General features: G+C 70.3%; 16 protein-coding genes. 8 read left to right on the forward strand and 8 right to left on the reverse strand.

What is annotated here, in order from left to right:
* The first annotated feature begins 48 nt into the window (after positions 1-48).
* Together ROY82_11505 and ROY82_11510 are read left to right on the forward strand one after the other, a co-directional pair.
* A complete protein-coding gene (locus ROY82_11505) occupies positions 49-1,254 on the forward strand; it encodes a cation:proton antiporter (GenBank protein ID MDT3683084.1) in 1,206 nt (401 codons plus the stop codon).
* Positions 1,251-2,429 (forward strand): FAD-dependent oxidoreductase, encoded by a 1,179-nt coding sequence (locus tag ROY82_11510; GenBank protein MDT3683085.1) that lies wholly within the window; start codon positions 1,251-1,253, stop codon positions 2,427-2,429. Before ROY82_11505 ends, ROY82_11510 begins: the two co-directional genes overlap by 4 nt.
* 59 nt (positions 2,430-2,488) lie before the next feature.
* Here ROY82_11510 and ROY82_11515 read toward each other — a convergent pair whose 3' ends face one another.
* Together ROY82_11515 and ROY82_11520 are read right to left on the reverse strand one after the other, a co-directional pair.
* A complete protein-coding gene (locus tag ROY82_11515) occupies positions 2,489-2,956 on the reverse strand; it encodes a carboxymuconolactone decarboxylase family protein (protein MDT3683086.1) in 468 nt (155 codons plus the stop codon).
* 53 nt (positions 2,957-3,009) lie between these two features.
* Positions 3,010-3,945: a delta(1)-pyrroline-2-carboxylate reductase family protein gene (locus ROY82_11520; GenBank protein ID MDT3683087.1), complete on the reverse strand. Its 936-nt coding sequence runs from the start codon at positions 3,943-3,945 to the stop codon at positions 3,010-3,012.
* A gap of 384 nt (positions 3,946-4,329) precedes the next feature.
* Here ROY82_11520 and ROY82_11525 point away from each other — a divergent pair, with 384 nt between their 5' ends.
* Positions 4,330-4,683, forward strand: a complete 354-nt coding sequence (locus ROY82_11525) for a type II toxin-antitoxin system HicB family antitoxin (GenBank protein MDT3683088.1) — start codon at positions 4,330-4,332, stop codon at positions 4,681-4,683.
* 132 nt (positions 4,684-4,815) lie between these two features.
* Here ROY82_11525 and ROY82_11530 read toward each other — a convergent pair whose 3' ends face one another.
* The 5 genes from ROY82_11530 to ROY82_11550 all read right to left on the reverse strand — a co-directional run bounded on the left by ROY82_11530 (position 4,816) and on the right by ROY82_11550 (position 11,101).
* Positions 4,816-5,412: an NAD(P)H-dependent oxidoreductase gene (locus tag ROY82_11530; GenBank protein MDT3683089.1), complete on the reverse strand. Its 597-nt coding sequence runs from the start codon at positions 5,410-5,412 to the stop codon at positions 4,816-4,818.
* The gene (locus ROY82_11535; protein MDT3683090.1) at positions 5,409-7,547 is read right to left on the reverse strand and encodes a 3-hydroxyacyl-CoA dehydrogenase NAD-binding domain-containing protein; all 2,139 of its coding nucleotides are present in this window, start codon (positions 7,545-7,547) and stop codon (positions 5,409-5,411) included. Before ROY82_11535 ends, ROY82_11530 begins: the two co-directional genes overlap by 4 nt.
* Complete coding sequence (locus ROY82_11540; GenBank protein ID MDT3683091.1) at positions 7,544-8,890, reverse strand: acetyl-CoA C-acyltransferase; 1,347 nt, start codon at positions 8,888-8,890, stop codon at positions 7,544-7,546. Before ROY82_11540 ends, ROY82_11535 begins: the two co-directional genes overlap by 4 nt.
* A 90-nt stretch (positions 8,891-8,980) precedes the next feature.
* On the reverse strand, positions 8,981-9,919 hold the full coding sequence (locus tag ROY82_11545) for a sugar kinase (GenBank protein MDT3683092.1): 939 nt from the start codon (positions 9,917-9,919) through the stop codon (positions 8,981-8,983).
* Between the two features lie 3 nt (positions 9,920-9,922).
* Positions 9,923-11,101 carry a Xaa-Pro peptidase family protein gene (locus ROY82_11550; GenBank protein MDT3683093.1) on the reverse strand — a complete coding sequence of 393 codons (1,179 nt, stop codon included), beginning with the start codon at positions 11,099-11,101 and terminating at the stop codon, positions 9,923-9,925.
* A 50-nt stretch (positions 11,102-11,151) separates the two neighbouring features.
* Between ROY82_11550 and ROY82_11555 the strand changes: the two genes are divergently transcribed.
* Together ROY82_11555 and bshB2 are read left to right on the forward strand one after the other, a co-directional pair.
* Positions 11,152-11,613 (forward strand): YojF family protein, encoded by a 462-nt coding sequence (locus tag ROY82_11555; protein MDT3683094.1) that lies wholly within the window; start codon positions 11,152-11,154, stop codon positions 11,611-11,613.
* A complete protein-coding gene (bshB2, locus tag ROY82_11560; GenBank protein MDT3683095.1) occupies positions 11,603-12,367 on the forward strand; it encodes a bacillithiol biosynthesis deacetylase BshB2 in 765 nt (254 codons plus the stop codon). Before ROY82_11555 ends, bshB2 begins: the two co-directional genes overlap by 11 nt.
* A 2-nt stretch (positions 12,368-12,369) precedes the next feature.
* Here bshB2 and ROY82_11565 read toward each other — a convergent pair whose 3' ends face one another.
* Complete coding sequence (locus ROY82_11565) at positions 12,370-13,194, reverse strand: hypothetical protein (protein MDT3683096.1); 825 nt, start codon at positions 13,192-13,194, stop codon at positions 12,370-12,372.
* A 188-nt stretch (positions 13,195-13,382) separates the two neighbouring features.
* Between ROY82_11565 and ROY82_11570 the strand changes: the two genes are divergently transcribed.
* The 3 genes from ROY82_11570 to ROY82_11580 are packed head-to-tail and all read left to right on the forward strand — an operon-like array spanning position 13,383 to position 16,349.
* On the forward strand, positions 13,383-14,036 hold the full coding sequence (locus ROY82_11570; GenBank protein MDT3683097.1) for a response regulator transcription factor: 654 nt from the start codon (positions 13,383-13,385) through the stop codon (positions 14,034-14,036).
* The gene (locus ROY82_11575) at positions 14,026-15,627 is read left to right on the forward strand and encodes a histidine kinase (protein MDT3683098.1); all 1,602 of its coding nucleotides are present in this window, start codon (positions 14,026-14,028) and stop codon (positions 15,625-15,627) included. Before ROY82_11570 ends, ROY82_11575 begins: the two co-directional genes overlap by 11 nt.
* A complete protein-coding gene (locus ROY82_11580; protein MDT3683099.1) occupies positions 15,624-16,349 on the forward strand; it encodes a hypothetical protein in 726 nt (241 codons plus the stop codon). Before ROY82_11575 ends, ROY82_11580 begins: the two co-directional genes overlap by 4 nt.
* Positions 16,350-16,370: the final 21 nt, after the last annotated feature.

Here is a 16,370-nt window from a genome sequence, read left to right on the forward strand (position 1 = left end):
CCGCTACAACCGCCGCCCGACCCACGCTCGCCCCCTTAGGAGCCCACCGTGACGCCTTTCTTGGAACTCATGCTCGTCCTTGCGCTGATAGTCGCCGGCGCGAAACTGGTCGGGTACCTGGTCGGCATGCTCGGCCAGCCCACGGTGGTGGGCGAGATCGCCTTCGGCCTCATCATCGGACCGAGCGTCCTGAACGTGTTGGGCATGCCCATCTTCACCCATGCCGCCGAGACGGGCGAGACTATCAAGCTCTTAGGCGAGTTGGGCGTCGTGCTCCTCATGTTCCTGGCGGGCCTCGAGACCGACCTGTCGGCCATGCGCCGGGTGGGAATGCCGGCGCTCGTGTCGGCGCTGGGCGGCGTTGTCCTGCCGTTCTTCGCAGGTTGGGGTTTCGGCCACCTGGTCGGCATGCCGACGAACGAGGCCGTGTTCGTAGGAACCATCCTCACCGCCACCAGCGTGTCGATCAGCGCTCAGACGCTCCTCGAACTTAGGAAACTGCGCACGCACGAGGGCATGACGATCCTCGGCGCCGCCGTCATCGACGACGTGCTCGGCATCCTCATCCTCTCCGTGGTCGTAGCCCTGTTCGCCAGCGGGGGCGTGGTCGTGCCGGTGTGGCTCGTGACCGTGAAGATGGTGGCCTACTTCGTAATCGCCATAGCGCTCGGGCCCGTGGTGAAGTGGCTCCTTGGCTGGTTCTCCAGGTTGCCTATCGCCGAGCCGTTGGTGGCCATCTCGCTGGTGCTCGTGCTCCTCTTCTCCTGGTCGGCTGAGTACCTGGGCGGCGTCGCGGCCATCACCGGGGCCTACCTGGTGGGCATCCTCATAGGCCAGACCGACTTCAAGCACAAGATCGAGAACGCCATGAAGGTGTTCTCGTACGGCTTCTTCGTCTCGATCTTCTTCGTCGACATCGGCCTGCGCGCCAACTTGCGCGAGGCTCTCGGCGGGCCTCTCATCTGGATAGGCCTCGCCATCATCGTCATCGCCATCCTCACGAAGATGCTCGGCTCTGGCCTCGGGGCGCGCGTCATGGGCTTCAACAACTTCCAGTCCTTGCGCGTGGGCGCCGGCATGGTGTCGCGCGGGGAGGTCGGCCTGATCGTCGCGGCCATCGGCGTCGACCGCGGCGTCATACCGCAGGACCTCTTCGCGATCATCGTCCTGATGGTCGTCGTCACCACCCTGGTCACCCCGATCTTCCTGCGGGCGGCGTTTCGCGTCGGGCCGCCGTCGAAAGAGCCTGCTTGACCCGAACGGCCGACGTGGCCGTGATCGGCGCGGGCATCATCGGCGCTGCGGTCGCCTTCAATCTGGCCCGCCGGGGCGCCAAGGTGGTCGTGCTCGAGGCCCAACCCGCCCCGGCCGCGGGTTCAACGGGCCGGAGCGCAGCGGGCGTCAGGGTGCAGTTCAGCGAGACGCTGAACGTGCAGCTCTCGTGGGAGTCCATCGAGGAGTACCGCGATTTCGGGGGCCTGTACGGTTACGAGTCGGGCTACGATCCCGTCGGCTACCTGTTCCTCGTGCCGGCCGCGAACACGGAGGAGCACCGCAGCGCCATGGCGCTGCAGCTAGGCCTCGGAGCACCCGTGCAGGAGCTGAGCCCGGCCGAGGCGCAAGAGCTCGTCCCCTTCGCGGCCGACCCCGAGGCAACGTTCACCACCACGTTCGGCCCCGCCGACGGGGTGGTCGACCCACACTCGCTAACCATGGCCTACCTGAGCATGGCGCGGTCGCTGGGGTCCGCGGTCATGCTCGGTTCACCGGTGCGCGCTGCGCGCTTCGAGGACTCTACGTGGCGCCTGGAAATGCCGGCTGGGCCGCTGTCGGTGGGGCAGGTAGTTTGCGCTTGTGGGGCGTGGTCGGGCGAGGTGGCGGCGCTGGCGGGACTTCGCGTCCCCGTGTCGCCCATGCTCCGGAGCGTGTACGCCACGGCGCCGCTGCCCGGCCCCCACCGTTACCCGCTCACCGTCGACCTCTCCTCTGGCCTCTACCTGAGGAGCGAGGGCAAGCGCGTCATCTTCGGCCGCTCCAACCATGAGCAGCCCGCGGGGTTCTTCGAGGGCGTCGACTTCGGCGACTTGGACCGCGTGCTCGGTTTCGGCCTCGCGCGCTTCCCGTGGCTCGGGAGCACGGGCCTGGACCGACGGGCGTGCTGGTGGGGTTACTACGAGGTGACGCCCGACGAGAACCCGGTCCTAGGCCGCATGCCGGACCTCGCACCAGGCGCCACGGCGTGGCTTAACGCGTGCGGCTTCTCCGGCCACGGTGTGCAGCAGGCGGCCGCGGTGGGGCGGCTCCTGGCCGAAGAGGCGCTGGAAGGCCGTGCGACCAGTCTCGAGTTGGGGCCGTTCCGTTACGAGCGATTCCTATCGCCCGCAGGCGAGTTCGTTGGCGCCGCGAAGCGGGAGACTTACATAGTCTGACGTCGCCGGCTCTGAGAGGCCGCGCCCCAAGTTTGCCGCAGCCCGCGCCCCCCGCGCCCTCAGATCGCCGTGACCCGCGCCTTGTAGTGGCCCGGCTCCAGCCTGAAGCCGACGCCCAAGCGGTTCCAGCCGTTGATGGCGATGATGGCCAGAGTCAGGTTCGCCAGCTCGGCCTCACTGAACTCGGCCCGCGCCTGTTCGTACACCTCGTCGGGCACCCCCGTGGAAGCGACCTCGGTGACAGCCTCGGTCCAGGCGAGGGCGGCGCGCTCGCGCGGTGTGTAGAGCTCCCCGGCCTCGCGCCAAACGGACAGCAGGTAGATGCGGTTCTCCCTCTCCCCCTCCGCTCGTGCATCGATGGTGTGCATGTCGAGGCAGTACGCGCAACCGTTGATCTGCGAGGCCCGGATCTTCACCAGCTCGTAGAGCGTGTTATCGGCCACCAAGCTCCGGGCCGCGTGTTCGAGCCCCAGCATCGCCTGTAGCACCTGGGGAGACGCCTTACCGTAGTCCAAACGTTTCGACATCAGGACCTCCTTGACGCCTTAACGGTACCGCCGAACCCCCACGGGTGGGCCGTTCACATGAGACGCAACGCCAGCCTCGCGGCTGCCAGGTCGAACATGGAGTGCCCGACGCTCTTGAAGAGCACCGGCTTGCCCTGGCGCTCGAAACCGCCCAGCGCGCTCACCAGCTCGGTGGCGCCGTCCCAGCTCCATGCACCCCGTTCGGCGGCCTGGATGAGGTCGCCGGCCTCGCTTAGCGCTCCATGCAGCGTGTCGACCACCACGTTGCAGCGCGCGACCACCTCTGGCGCCACCTCCGCCATGTCGGGCCTGAAGGCGCCAACGGCGAGGACGGTGGCGCCAGGCCGCAGCGCCTCCGCAACGGTTGCGGGTATCACCGGACTCACCGAGTTGGTGGCTGTGATGATCAGGTCCGCATCACCGATCGCGCGGACGAGCGCGCCTGGCGCAAGATCGATGACGCCTGCCTCTACGCCCGACTTCCGTGCGGCGGCCGCCAGTTGCTCCGCGGGCCGCTTGCGACGCGCGTACACGAGCAGGCGCTCCATCTCGAGGCCCCCTGCCAACGCCTCCACGTGGCCGCGAGCTTGCACCCCGGCGCCGATGACCACCGTCGTCCGCGCTGACGCGCCAAGGCGTTGTGCCGCCAACAGGGACAGGGCGGCCGTGCGCCTGGTCGTCACGGTGGTGCCGTCGAGTACGGCGCGGAGCGAGCCGTCCACCGCGTCGACGATCACCAGGGCGGCCTGCACCGTCGGTAGGCCGCGTTCGGTGTTGAGCGGGTGAACGCTGCCCACCTTCACGATGGCCGCGCCTGCGTCGGCGGCTGCCATGGAGAGGAAGGTTCCACCGCCCGGAAGCGGGAGGGTGCCGCGCTCCAGGGCGTGCACCCCGCCGGCCGCCGCCAGCGCCAGCACGCGGCCGATCTCGGTTGCGAGTTCCGGATAGGGCAGCAGCGCGGCCGTCTGCGCCGCATTCAAGGTGAGCATGCCCAAGGTTGGCGCATCCCCGGCCGCAGCGCAAGCCGCACCCGGGAAACCGCGGCAGGGAGCGTCCAGCACGGCTCTGGTTAGATTTATCACGGACAATACCAGTATCTGATATCTCCCAAGTTTGGAACAGGTGCCTAGAACGTGCCCGGCTTCCGCGGTCCGGGACCTTCAGCCGGCCACCAGGGTGGAACCGCCGCTCCGTCTTGGCATCATTAGATATCTGGTGTTAGTATCATGCCCGGAGGTGCGGTCATGGATCCGAAGCCAAGCGGCAAGCGGCGAGGCACCGCCGCCACGCCGACCCCCCGCGGCAAGCCGAGGCGGCCGCCCCCGGCCAAGCCGCCCAGGTCCGGCGCGCGCCCGTCCCCTCGCACTAGCACCATGCGCCACAAGGGCTACACAGCGAAGGTCTTCTTCGACGACGCCAGCGGCAGCCTGCGCGGTGAGGTCATCGACTTACGAGACGAGATAACGTTCGAGGCCACCAGCGTCGCACAGCTCAGGCGCGAGTTCCACGCCGCCGTCGACGGCTACCTCCTCGACTGCGCCACTCGCGGCGTCGAGCCGGCCAAGCCCTTCTCGGGCAAGATCCTGCTGCGGCTGCCGCCGGACCTTCACCGCCGGGCGGCCATCACCGCCGCCGCACTTGACGTCAGCCTCAACGACTTCCTGGTCGGCAGCATCGACGTGGGTGTGACGCGGATCGCAGCGGCGCGGCCGGACGAGGCCTCCTGACGAGTACCAGTTCGCGAAACAGGCAAAGCCCTGAACGCCGACCCCTCCCACGGCTCTGCCCTGCGGCCCCCACGGCCCCTACGTTCCATGCGGCCCCTACAGCCCCTACAGCCCCTTCGGCCCCTTCGGCCCCTAAAGTCCGGCTACCAGCGCGGCCACACCCGCCTCAACCTCGCGCAACCACTCCGCCCGCTCCCCCGCGCCCGACCCCGCTACCTTCGAGCACCGCAGCCGCCTGACTTCGGCCACCCCGGCCGGCGCGAACACGATCCTCCGCCAGAACGTGTCTAGCGGGTCGCCGAACGCCTCCCTCTCGACCGCCTCGGGGGCGTTGGCCGTGTTGATGATCAGGGCCCGCCTCGCTCGCAACAGGCCGCCGGACTCTCCTCCCGGCGCGAGTTCATAGACGACGCCCTCGCGCAGCACCCGGTCCACCCAGCCCTTGAGGATGGCCGGCACGCCGAAGAACCACACTGGGTGAACGATCACCAGGGCATCGGCGGCCAGCACCTCCGCCGCGTAGCGCTCGACCAACCGGTCGGCCATGAACGTCGTGCCGACCTCCGAAAGGGGCATGCGCGGGTCGAAACCATCGGCGTAGAGGTCATGCACCGCGATCTCCATCCCGAGGGCGCCCAGCGCCCTCCGGGCGGCGGTGCTCAGGGCGGCGCAAAGGCTCTCCCCACCGGGATGCGCCAGCACGACGACGACTCGCTTGGCGTCACTCAGGAGCGGCGCTGCCCCTCGTAGTAACGCTCGTCGCCCTCGGCCATGGTGACCAGCGACTCAGGCGGCGAGAACCGCGCCCCGTGCCTCGCCTCCAGCGCGCGCAAGCGCGCGACGACGGCCACGGGGCCCTCCTGATCGACGAGGTAGAAGGGCCCGCCCCGGAAGGGCGGGAAGCCGAGGCCGAACACCGCGCCGACGTCGCCGTCGCGCGCGGAGCGCAGCACCCCCTCCTCCAGGCACAACGCGGCCTCGCGCACGAACGTCAGTGCCAGACGGTCGGCCAGGGCAGCACCCTGTTCCACGGCGGCCGCGCCGTGGCGCGCGAAGCCCGCCACGCGCAGCGCCTCTTCATCGAATTCCTTCTTCCTGTGCCCGCCCTCGTACTTGTAGAAGCCCTTGCCCGCCTTGCGGCCCAGGTAGCCGGCGTCGACCAGCTTCTGGCTGGCCGGGCTCACCTCCAGTCCGCGCGCCGCCATCAGCGGCGCCAGCACGATCTCGATCTTGGCTCCCACGTCGATCCCCACGTCGTCCATCAGGGCGAGGGGCCCGAGCGGGAAGCCGTAGGCGACCATCGCGCGCTCGAGGTCCGCCGGCGCGGCGCCCTCGTGCAGGGCGCGCATGGCCTCGGCTATGTACACCGACAGCACCCGCGTGGTGTAGAAGCCCGGCCCGTCGTGGACGACGATGGTCGTCTTGCCCTGCCTCGAGCCCACCTCGAACGCGGTGGCGGCCGCCCAGTCGGCCGTTTCGCCTGTGACCACGACCTCGAGCAGCGGCATCTTGGGCACGGGCGAGAAGTAGTGCATGCCCAGCACCGCCTCCGGCCGGCGGGCGCCGGCCGCGATCTCCGAGATGGGGATGGCCGACGTGTTGGACGCGAACACGTGCTGCTCGGCCCCGACGACGCGCTCGATCTCGGCCACCATCTGCCGCTTCAGGTCCGGTTGCTCGAGTACGGCTTCGATGGTCAGCTGGGTGCCCGCCATGGCCTCGTACCTGTCGACCGCGCTCACGCGCTCCGCCAGCCGGTCGCGCTCGAAGGCCGTGCGGCCCTTGCCGACCCTGCCGGAGAGTCCGCGGTAGACGGCCGCCTTGCCCTTGAGGGCAAGTTCGAGGTCGCGGTCCTTGAGCAGCACGTTCATGCCGTGGGCGGCGGTGACCTCGGCGATGCCCGAACCCATGAGTCCCGCGCCCAGCACGCCGACGCTTTCTACCTTTAGCGCCTGCCCCGGCCAGGGGTTCTTCTTGGCCGCCGTTTGCGCGAAGAACAGGTGGATGAGCGCGCGCGCCTCAGGGGTGAACAGCAGCTCGGCGAACGCCTTGGCGCTGGCGTCGAGCCCTGCGTGGCGTCCGCCTCGGGCCCACGCCGCCAGCACCTCCAAGATGCGGCGCGGCGCGGGGTAGTTCCCGTGCGTGCGGGCCTCCACCTGCTTGGCGGCACGGTCGAACACGAGAGCCCTCGCTGGGGTCTCCTCCAGCAGCCTCTCCATGAGCTTGCGCCTGCGCTTCGGGACGTCGAGTTTGCCATCCGCGAGGAGACCGGCGGCGCGCACGGCCGCGTCTATCAGGCCCTCGGGGTGCACCGTGGCGTGAACCAGCCCGGCGCGACGGGCCTGCTTGGCGTAGAGGTTGCGGCCCGTCAGGATGAGGTCCAGCGCGGCGGTCAGGCCGATGCGCTCGGGCAGCCGCACGGTTCCGCCCAGACCGGGCAGCAGGCCCAACTGGACCTCGGGCAGGCCGAAATACGTCTTGGGGCCGGTGCTGGCCAGCAGGTAACGGCCGGCCAGGGCAAGCTCGGTGCCGCCACCGAGGCAGACGCCGTCGACCGCCACGACCAGCGGCTTGCGCCACGCCTCCAGCCTGGCCATGAACGCGTTCCCCTCGTGGATCCTGGCCTCGATCTGCGCGGGGTTCTCGTATTCCAGGAACGACGCGACGTCGGCGCCGGCCAAGAAGGTGCCGCGCTTGGCGTTGGCCAGCACGACGGCCCGCACGTCCTGGTCCTTGTCGAGCTCGTCGACCATCTTGGGCAAGGCCTCTAAGAGCTCCATGTCGAGGAGCGCCACGCTGCGCCCCGGCTGGTCTATCCACAAGATCGCGACGTCGCCGCGCTTCTCGACGAAGAGCCCGCTCACGGTCCTACCCTCTCGAGGAGCATGGCGTGCCCCTGGCCGCCGGCCGCGCAGGCGGTGACGAGCGCGAACCTGCCGCCCTCGACGTGGAGCCTGTGAATGGCCGTGGTCACGAGGCGCGCGCCCGTGGCGCCGAACGGGTGGCCCAGCGACACCGAGCCGCCCCACGGGTTCACCTTGTCAATGTCGATCTCCTTGGCGAAGGCTGCCTTGAGCCCGAGGTTCTGGCGCCCGAAGGCGTCCGACTCCAGCGCGCGCAACACCGCCAGCACCTGGCCCGCGAAGGCCTCGTGGATCTCGATCACGTCGATATCGTCCCAACCCAGGCGGTTCCGGGCCAACAAGCGCGGCACCGCGTAGGCGGGGCCAAGGAGCAGTTCGTCGCCGGGGTCTTGCGCCACGAACGTGAAGTCGACGATGCGCGCTAGCCCCTCGCGTCCCTCTGCCAGGGCGCGCTTCTCGCTCATGAGGACGACGGCGGCGGCCCCGTCCGTTAGGGGGCTCGCGTTGCCCGCGGTGACCGTGCCGAACGGTCTGACGAACGCCGGCTTGAGCTTCGCGAGCTGCTCCATGCTGGTGTCGTCCCTGACGCCGTTGTCGGCGCCCACCACGGTGCCCTTGGGCGGCACCATGACGGCGATGATCTCCGCGGCCAAGTGCTCGCGGTTGGCGGCCGCGCCCTGGTGCGAGCGCAGCGCGTAGGCGTCCTGCTCGGCGCGGGAGACACCGAACTTGGCCGCGAGGCGGTCGGCGCTCTCGCCCATGGTCTCGCCGGTGGAGAACTCGGCTATGGCGGGCGCCTTGGGCAGCAGGTCGCGCGGCTTGAGGCCCTTGAAGAAGGCGGGCCAGTCCTTGAGGCCCTTGTAGCGGCGGCTGTCGAAGAATCGCCTGCGCAGCTCGCGGCTGAAGCCCACGGGCACGTCGCCCAGCATCTCCACGCCGCCTGCTAAGGCCACGCCCGCGTGGCCTGTCACGATGCCGAGGGTGGCGTCGGCGATGGCGCGGTTGGACGAGATGCACGCCATGGTGACGGTGTGCGCCGGCACGCCGTCCGGCACCCCGGCCGCCAGGGCGGCGTCGCGAGCGACGTTGCTGACGGCCACGTTCTGCACCACCGTGCCCATGACGACCTGGTCGATCTCGGCGCCGCTCAGCCCGGCCCTGGCGAGCACACCGGCGAGGGCCATGCGCGCCAGGTCGTAGGCGACGAGCGAGCGGTAGTCGGAGCCGGCACGGCTGAAGGGGATGCGCCCGCCCGCCGCCACCACGACGCCCTTGCCGCTGCGTCCGGCCCGCGGCCCCGCCCTCTCGGCGGAGGCCGAGAAATTTGTACTGGGTCTAAACATATTGCCTGAAGTGTACCGCCCACCCACCCGCTAGTGAGCATGTGATTCGACGGCCGCGGCGGCCCCAGCGGCGTGCCGCCCACCCACCCGTCAGGGGTCTGCGTCCCGGAGCACCTGAGCCAGCGCCTCGTCAGGCCGCGGTCTGGCACCGATCCTCTCGACCACCCACGCCGACACGCGGTTCGCCTTGCGGGCGGCCTCGACCGGCGGGGCCCCGGTAAGCCACGCCGCGAGGAAGGCCCCGGCGAACGAGTCTCCGGCGCCGGTGGAGTCCACCGGCCGCGCGCTCACGGCGTCGAGGTGTGTGCCCCGGCCGTGCTCGTAAACGTACGAGCCGGCCGCGTCCAACTTGAGAGCCACCAGGGCCCCCGCGTAGAGCTCGTGCAGGCGGGCGCAGATGGCCTCGGGCTCGCGCTCGCCCGACAAGACCGCGCCCTCCTCGAAGTTCGGGAAGATGAGGTCGGCGCCCAGATCGGTCGTCTCCTGCAGGAAGCGCTCCACCCCCATCCCCCGGATCATCTGGAACGAGCCCGGGTCGAAAGACACGCGGCCGCCGTTAGCCGCCACCAGCTTAGCGGCGCGGCGCACGGCGGACCGCGGCGGATCGCCGAAGAACGACCAGCCGTGCAGGTGGAGGTTGCCCGCCTGCTCCAAGGTCGCCACGGGAAGTTCCGACGGGAGCAGGTAGTGGTCGGCTCCCTTGCCCGACACCATCGAGCGCTCGCCTTCCTGATCGATCCATACCGCTACCGAGCCCGTGAGGTGCGCGTCGCTGCGCACCCAGTCGGCCGTGAGGCCCTCCGCATGGAGCTCGTCCACCGCCAACTGCCCGAACGGGTCGTGGCCGATCTTGCCCACGAAGTGGGTGGGAACGCCGCAGCGCTGCGCCCACACGGCGGTGTTGGCGGCGCTGCCGCCGGGGGCGAGCTGCACCTCCCCGAACACGTCGCCGCCCGCCTGCAGTGGTGAGTTGGTGCGGATGAGGACGTCCCAGGCGTAATCCCCGACGACCACCAGCGCGGGCTCCACGCCTCAGACGACCTCGAGCTCGTCCTGTAAGTCGGTGGTGGCCCGGGGCCCGTCGGCCTGCAGGAAGACGTTTATCTCGGAGCGCACGCCGAAGTCCGGGAAGTACGCGCCGGGCTCGATGGTCACGCCGATGCCGGGCCGCAGCAGGCGCGTGTCGTTCGTCTCGAAGCCGTCGAGGTGCGCGGCCACACCGTGCGTCGCGCTCGTGCCCAGGCTGTGGCCCGTTCTGTGGGTGAACGCGGCGCCGTAGCCGGCCTCCTCCAAAACCTTGCGCGCGGCCCCGTCGGCCTCCGCGCCGCTCGGCCAGCGGCCCGCCGTGTAGGCCTCGGCGATGCACCTGAATGCGGCGTCACGCGCGCCCTTCACCGCCGCCCACACGTTCGTCAGTTCCGCGGAGGGCTCGCCGTGCACGCCCATCCACGTCACGTCTGCGTAGGGCGCGCTGACCTCGCCGACCTTGGCCCACAGGTCTATCAACACCACGTCACCCGGCGTCAGCACGGCGTCGCGCACGCCGGGCAGCGGGTGGTAGTGCGGATCGCCCGAGTGCGCACCGAAGCTCACGTTGGGTGAGGTCCCGGGCGTGAGGCCGAGGTCCGCGAACTGGCGCTCGATGAGCCGCTGAACCTCGCCCTCGGTCACCTCCTGACCGAGTTGCGCCCGGTGAGCGATGAACGAGAACGCGGCATCCTTGGCCGCCATCACGCCCGCCGCGGCCGTCAGGTGCTGCTCGAGTTGCTCTGGCGTCCAGACCTCCAGCACCTGCGCCACGTCACCGGACGACACGACTTCCACTCCCAGCGACCTCACCCACTCCACCGTGCCGGCGTCCACGCGCCCCACGTAAGGGTTGTCGCCGCTCGGGCTGAACTCCATGGCCACTCGTTCGTGGCCGGCCAACAAGCCCTCCAGGACCGACTGCAGGCTCTGGCGGCTCGAATAGCTCTTCACGTCCACGCCCAGGTCCGGCTTCAACGACCCCGCCTCGATGGCGTGCACGGCCATGGTCGGCCTGCCGCGTGCCGGCACCAGGAGGAAGACGCGGCGGCTGGCCGTGTTGCCCTCCAGCAGCGGCCCAAGGATGGGGGCCGCCAGGGGGTTGCTGCGCCTGAAGTCGTAAACCAGCCAGGCGTCCAGCCCCTGCCTCGTCAGCTCCGCCTGCACCTCGGGTAACCAGTTCATCCGCGAATCATAGCGAGCCGAGCGTGCGCTACAACGGTAGAATCCTCACCGTGCCAGTCGCTCGCGGAGGCCGCCGCGGCGACGAGTACGCTCGCCCGGCGGTGTCCCCCGGCACCAGCGGCGCCAGCCAAGCGGAGGATCAGTTGAGACCAATCGACCGTCAGAGGGTGCAGGCGGAGCTCGACCAGCGGCTCCAGCATGACGTCTACCTGCACCTGGAAACCACCACCGGTTCCTATACCAAGCTCGGGCCCGAGAAGAAGGATCCCGTGATCGCGTTCGTGCGTAACGCGCGGGTGAACTACAGCCGCGGCACCATCACGGGCTCGGGTCCGTACAGAGTAGGCCTCAAGCTGGAGGGGGGCTGGGTGTACGCCGACGGCCTCACCGACTTCGAGGTCAACGAGCGTGACGAGCTCCTGCTGGCCGGAGTGAACGGCGAGGGTCAACTCACGATGGCGCTGCAGCTATCCCTCACGCCCTTCAGAGAGGGTCCCGACGATGCCCGGTAAGAACACCGCCGTGCCCGACGCACTGGCCGGAAGCAACCGTATGGCCCCGTTCGTCGCGGAGAACGAGCGGGCCGTCCTCGTGGTGCTGCCTCATCCAGACGACGAGTCGTTCGCCACGGGCGGCACCCTCGCCCTCTGCGCGGACGCCGGCGTCCCTACCATGTACCTGTGCGGCACCTACGGCGACATGGGGCGCCGCATGGGAAAGCCCGCCTTCACGAACCGCGAGGCGCTGCGCGACGTGCGCACGGTCGAGTTGAAGAACGCGTGCGCCGTACTGAAGTGCGAGCTGAGGTTCATGGGCATGCGTGACAAGTGCATCGAGTTCGAGGACCCGGCCGAGGTCGCCGCGCGCGTGCGCGACGTGATCGTCGAGCTGGGCGCGAGCACGGTGATCACCTATTACCCCGGTCACGGCGTGCACCCCGATCACGACGCCCTCGGGCACGCCACGGTGCTGGCCGTGCGGGGGCTGCCGGCCGGCTCTCGCCCGCGCATCCTGGCCGCCGCCGTGGGCAACCCGGAGGCGCTGCTAGAGGAACTGGGTGAGCCCGACGTGGCCGCCGACATCACGCCGGTCGCAGACACCAAGCTGGACGCCCTAAAGGCCCACCGGTCGCAGACCGAGGTCATGTTCAAGCACTTGGAAGGTGACGCCCCGGAAGACGCGCAAGCGCGCAACTTCTCGGAGCGTCTGACGAAGAGCGAGAACTATTACGTGCTGGACCCGGACGCGCCGACCCTGCTCGAGTGAGCTCAGCGCGGCTCGGCGTCGGAGCCGGGCGTGGACGGCGGCTCGGTGTCGTGGCCGGGCGTGGGCCGCGGCTCAACCCCGTGACCGGGCGCGGGCGGGGCCGCCACACCGGAACCGGGCGCGCCCGGGGCCGCCACGTCGGTCCCGGGCGTGGGTGTGGCCGCCGGCCGAGGCTCCGGGCTAGGGCCCTCGCCGCGCGGTCGCCCCAGGGCGCCGAGCATGCCGTTCCGGTAGAAGAGGTAGAGGCCACCGGCGATCAGGAACAGGGGCACGAACCAGTTGCCGCTGTTCTTGCCGCCCAGCAGGTCGGCCACGGCCAACACGGCGAGCACGCCCGCTGGGTAGATGGCCCAGGCCTGCGGCTTCACGACCAGGCGGGTGAGCGCGAAGAAGGTGGCGGCCATCCCGAGGAGGAACGCGGTTCCGCTGAAGGCGTCGAGGGGACCCGAGAGGGTCGAGGCCAGCGCCAGGGAGCCGAGCGTGCCCGCGACGATCACGGCCCACCAGCGGTTGGGGTCGTTGCGCCAGACGAGCGCGAATGCCAGGCCGATCGCGGCGAGGAACAGCCCTCCGCCCACGAAGCTCGGGAAGATGCTGGCCAGCGCCAGTCCGGCGAGCGGCAGCGCGGCCAACTGCATGACCTGGTTGTCCTGGCGCTTGCCCTGCTGATAGACGTAGTAGGCCAAGCCGCCGAACAGCGCGGCGCCGATGAGTCGCCCGAAGACGTTGAACAGCCCTATTCCACCGAGCAGGAACAGCAGCCCGAGCAGAATGAGCACTGCTCCCGGGACCATCTTGGCGTTGACGTTGTTGCTTCCTTGTTCCATCCTCGTGCCTCCGTCGCGGCGCGCAGGTGAGGCGCCGCCTTGGTACTCAGGCTAGACCGGCGCCCACGCCCGGCGCCTCGGCGTTGGGGAGGCCATGGGTCTAGTCAGTTGGGGGCTCCGTTCCTCATCCTAAAGAGTGACGCGCCGCGGCCCGGCCCCGGGTACCCTGGACGCGGAAGGTGACTCACGTGGCTACCAGCTCCGCCCCCATCCGCGTTCTCCTGGTGGACGACCACACCGTGGTGCGTCGCGGGCTGCGCCTGGCCTTCGACCTCGAGCCCGACCTGCAGGTCGTGGGCGAAGCGGCCAACGGCCAGGAGGCGGTTCAGCGGGCCGGGGAGCTTCGCCCCGACGTCGTGGTCATGGACCTGCTCATGCCGGTCATGAACGGCGTGGACGCCACGCGCGTGATCAGGCGCGAGTACCCGGAGGTCGAGGTCGTGGCCCTCACCAGCGTCCTGGAGGACCGTCTCGTCATCGACGTCGTCGAGGCCGGCGCGGCGGGCTACATGCTCAAGGAGACGCGCCCGGACGAGCTCTTCGAAGCCGTACGCGCCGCCGCCAGGGGCGAGGTGCGCCTCGACCCCCGCGCGCAGCAGCGGCTGGTACGTGAGATGCGCGGGGGCGGCCCAGCGAGGGAGTCCCTCACCGATCGAGAGCTCGAGGTCTTGGCGCTCCTGGCCGCCGGCGCCACCAACAAGTCGATAGCGCAGCAGCTCGACATCGCAGAGGCGACGGTGAAGAGCCACGTCTCCAACCTGCTCTCCAAGCTGGACCTGAGGAGCCGCACGCAGGCCGCGCTTTACGCCATGCGTGAGGGGTTGGTGGTGCGTGACCCCTGAACCGGGGGCCGCTGCCGACCGTGACGGGTCGCACACGGCCTGGTACCACAGCCTTTCCAACCGCCTGACGCTGCTCCTACTCGGCGTGGTCGCGGTCCTCGCCGTCGCCACCGGCGTCCTGCTGTGGCGGGGGCTCGCCACCCTGGTGAGCGCGTCGACTGCCGGCAGCGACCTCGCGGGGGCCGCCGCCGCGGTGGCGGGAGCCGACCAGGCGACGGTCGCCGCCGTCTTGCGCAGCACGCTCGTGAACTTAGCCGTCGTCGTGGCAGTCACGCTCCTGGCGGCGGCCGCCTTCTCACGCGCGCTCCTGGTAGAGCCCATCTCGCGCCTCACACAGACGAGCCGGGCACTGGCGTCCGGCGACCTGGCGGCGCGCGTCGACCTCGCCGACCGCTCCGAGCTGGGCGAGCTGGCGCGTTCGTTCAACGCCATGGCCGACAGCCTTGCGGCCGCCCAGAGCGACCTCGAGGCCCGCGTCACGGCCCGCACGGCCGAGCTGCGCGCGCTCTTGTCGCTCTCGAACACCATCGCGCTGACCACCGACCTCAAGCCGCAGGTCGACGCGGTGCTCGAGCAGCTCGTGGCCGGGGGCCGCGTGGCCTCGGCCGAGATCTTCGAGCTCGAGCCCACGGGCAGGCTGTTGACGCTGGCCCGAGCCGGCCTGCCCGCGCAGACGGCCGCCGCGCGAGCAGGTCCTCCCCTCACCGACATGGAGGCCGGCATCAGCGAGATCGTGCCGCACGCCGTGGTGGACGGCGACGAGCTGGCCCTGCCGCTGCGCGCCCGCGACCGCGTGGTGGGCGTCCTCACCGCCACGGCCAAGGCGGGCGCCGGCTGGGACGAGGAGAACCTCCGCTGGGTGGGTGGGCTGGCGGCGCAGGCGGCCGTGGCACTGGAGAACAACCGCCTTTACGAGCTGGCCCGCGACGAGGCCGCGGAGGAGGAGCGCCGCCACCTCGCCCGCGAGCTGCACGACTCGGTCAGCCAGGCGATCTACTCGGCCGTGCTCACCGCCCACGCCGCGGAGCGGCGCCTGGAGAGCGACCCGGAGGCGGCGCGCAAGGGGCTGCAGGGGGTGATCGAGCTGGCGGAAGCGGCGCTGGCCGAGATGCGCGCGCTGATCTTCGAGTTGCGGCCAGAGGCCCTCGCCGAGGTCGGTCTGATCGGCGCGCTGCACCGGCAGTTGGACGGCCTCGAGCTGAGGCACGGCCTGCAGGCCGAGAGACGCCTTGGTTCCGAACCCGACGTGCCCTTCACCACGAAGCAGGTGCTCCTGCGCGTGGCCCAAGAGGCACTCCACAACGTCGTCAAACACGCGAGCGCCAAGAGCGTCAGGGTGACTACCGGTGTGGACGGCCTCAACCTGCTCCTCACGGTAGCCGACGACGGCGTCGGCTTCGATACCGCGCAGTCGCATCCGGGCCACCTGGGCCTGACGTCGATGCACGAGCGCGTTGCTGCGCTGGGCGGTAGCCTCCGAGTGGAGAGCAAGATCGGCAGCGGCACCACGGTCAGCGTGCGAGTGCCGTACGACCCGGCCGCACCGGCAACCGATCCCGCCGGGCCGGTGCCGGAACGAGACCCCCGATGAACGGCCCGGACGGACCGCGGGCAGCCGGCAACGCCGGTCCGCCAATGGGTGGCGGGGAGCACGGCAAGCGTGCGGGGCGCGATCGGCACTCCGGGCGCGCCCGCACGGGCCTGCTACTGATCGTCCTTGGCGCGGCCTTCGCCCTACGGCAACTTGGCGCGTCGGGCTTGCTCTTCGAACTCCTGTGGCTGGCGGCCATCTTCGCGGCCGCCTCGTGGACTTACCGGCTCATCGAGCGGCGTTCCACGTCGGCACCGGCCAAGACGCGTTCCCGCACTCTCGTGTTCCTGTTGGCGGCGTTCGGGCTCTTCGCGGTCATCACCCTCGACCGGCTCGCGGGCCCGGCTTTCCTCGGAACCGTCGCGCTCTACTTCTGGCTCAGGTACTCGTCGCCCTCCGTCGGGCGCTCGCGGGCGACGGGGCTTGCCATCGTCGCGGGCGCGGTGTCCACCGTCGCCCTGGTGGCCGCGGTCAGTGAACTGTTCCCGCGCTGGGACTCGGGCGCCATCTTCTTCCTCGGGATGACGGCAACGTTCACGTTCGTCTACCTGCTGCCCCGGGAGCGGGGTGGGGCACGCTGGGCTCTCTGGCCGGCCCTGGCGTGGGCGGCGCTCACGCTCCTCGTCAACGACCCCACCGGTACCTTCACGCGTTGGGCGCTGCCGCTCACGCTCATCGGGGTTGGCGTCGCGCTGTTGGGCTATACGCGAGGCCGGCGATAGGCGGCGCCAACGACGTTTCGG

Origin of the sequence: Truepera sp. (assembly GCA_032027045.1) — a bacterium.
Lineage (GTDB): Bacteria > Deinococcota > Deinococci > Deinococcales > Trueperaceae > JAAYYF01.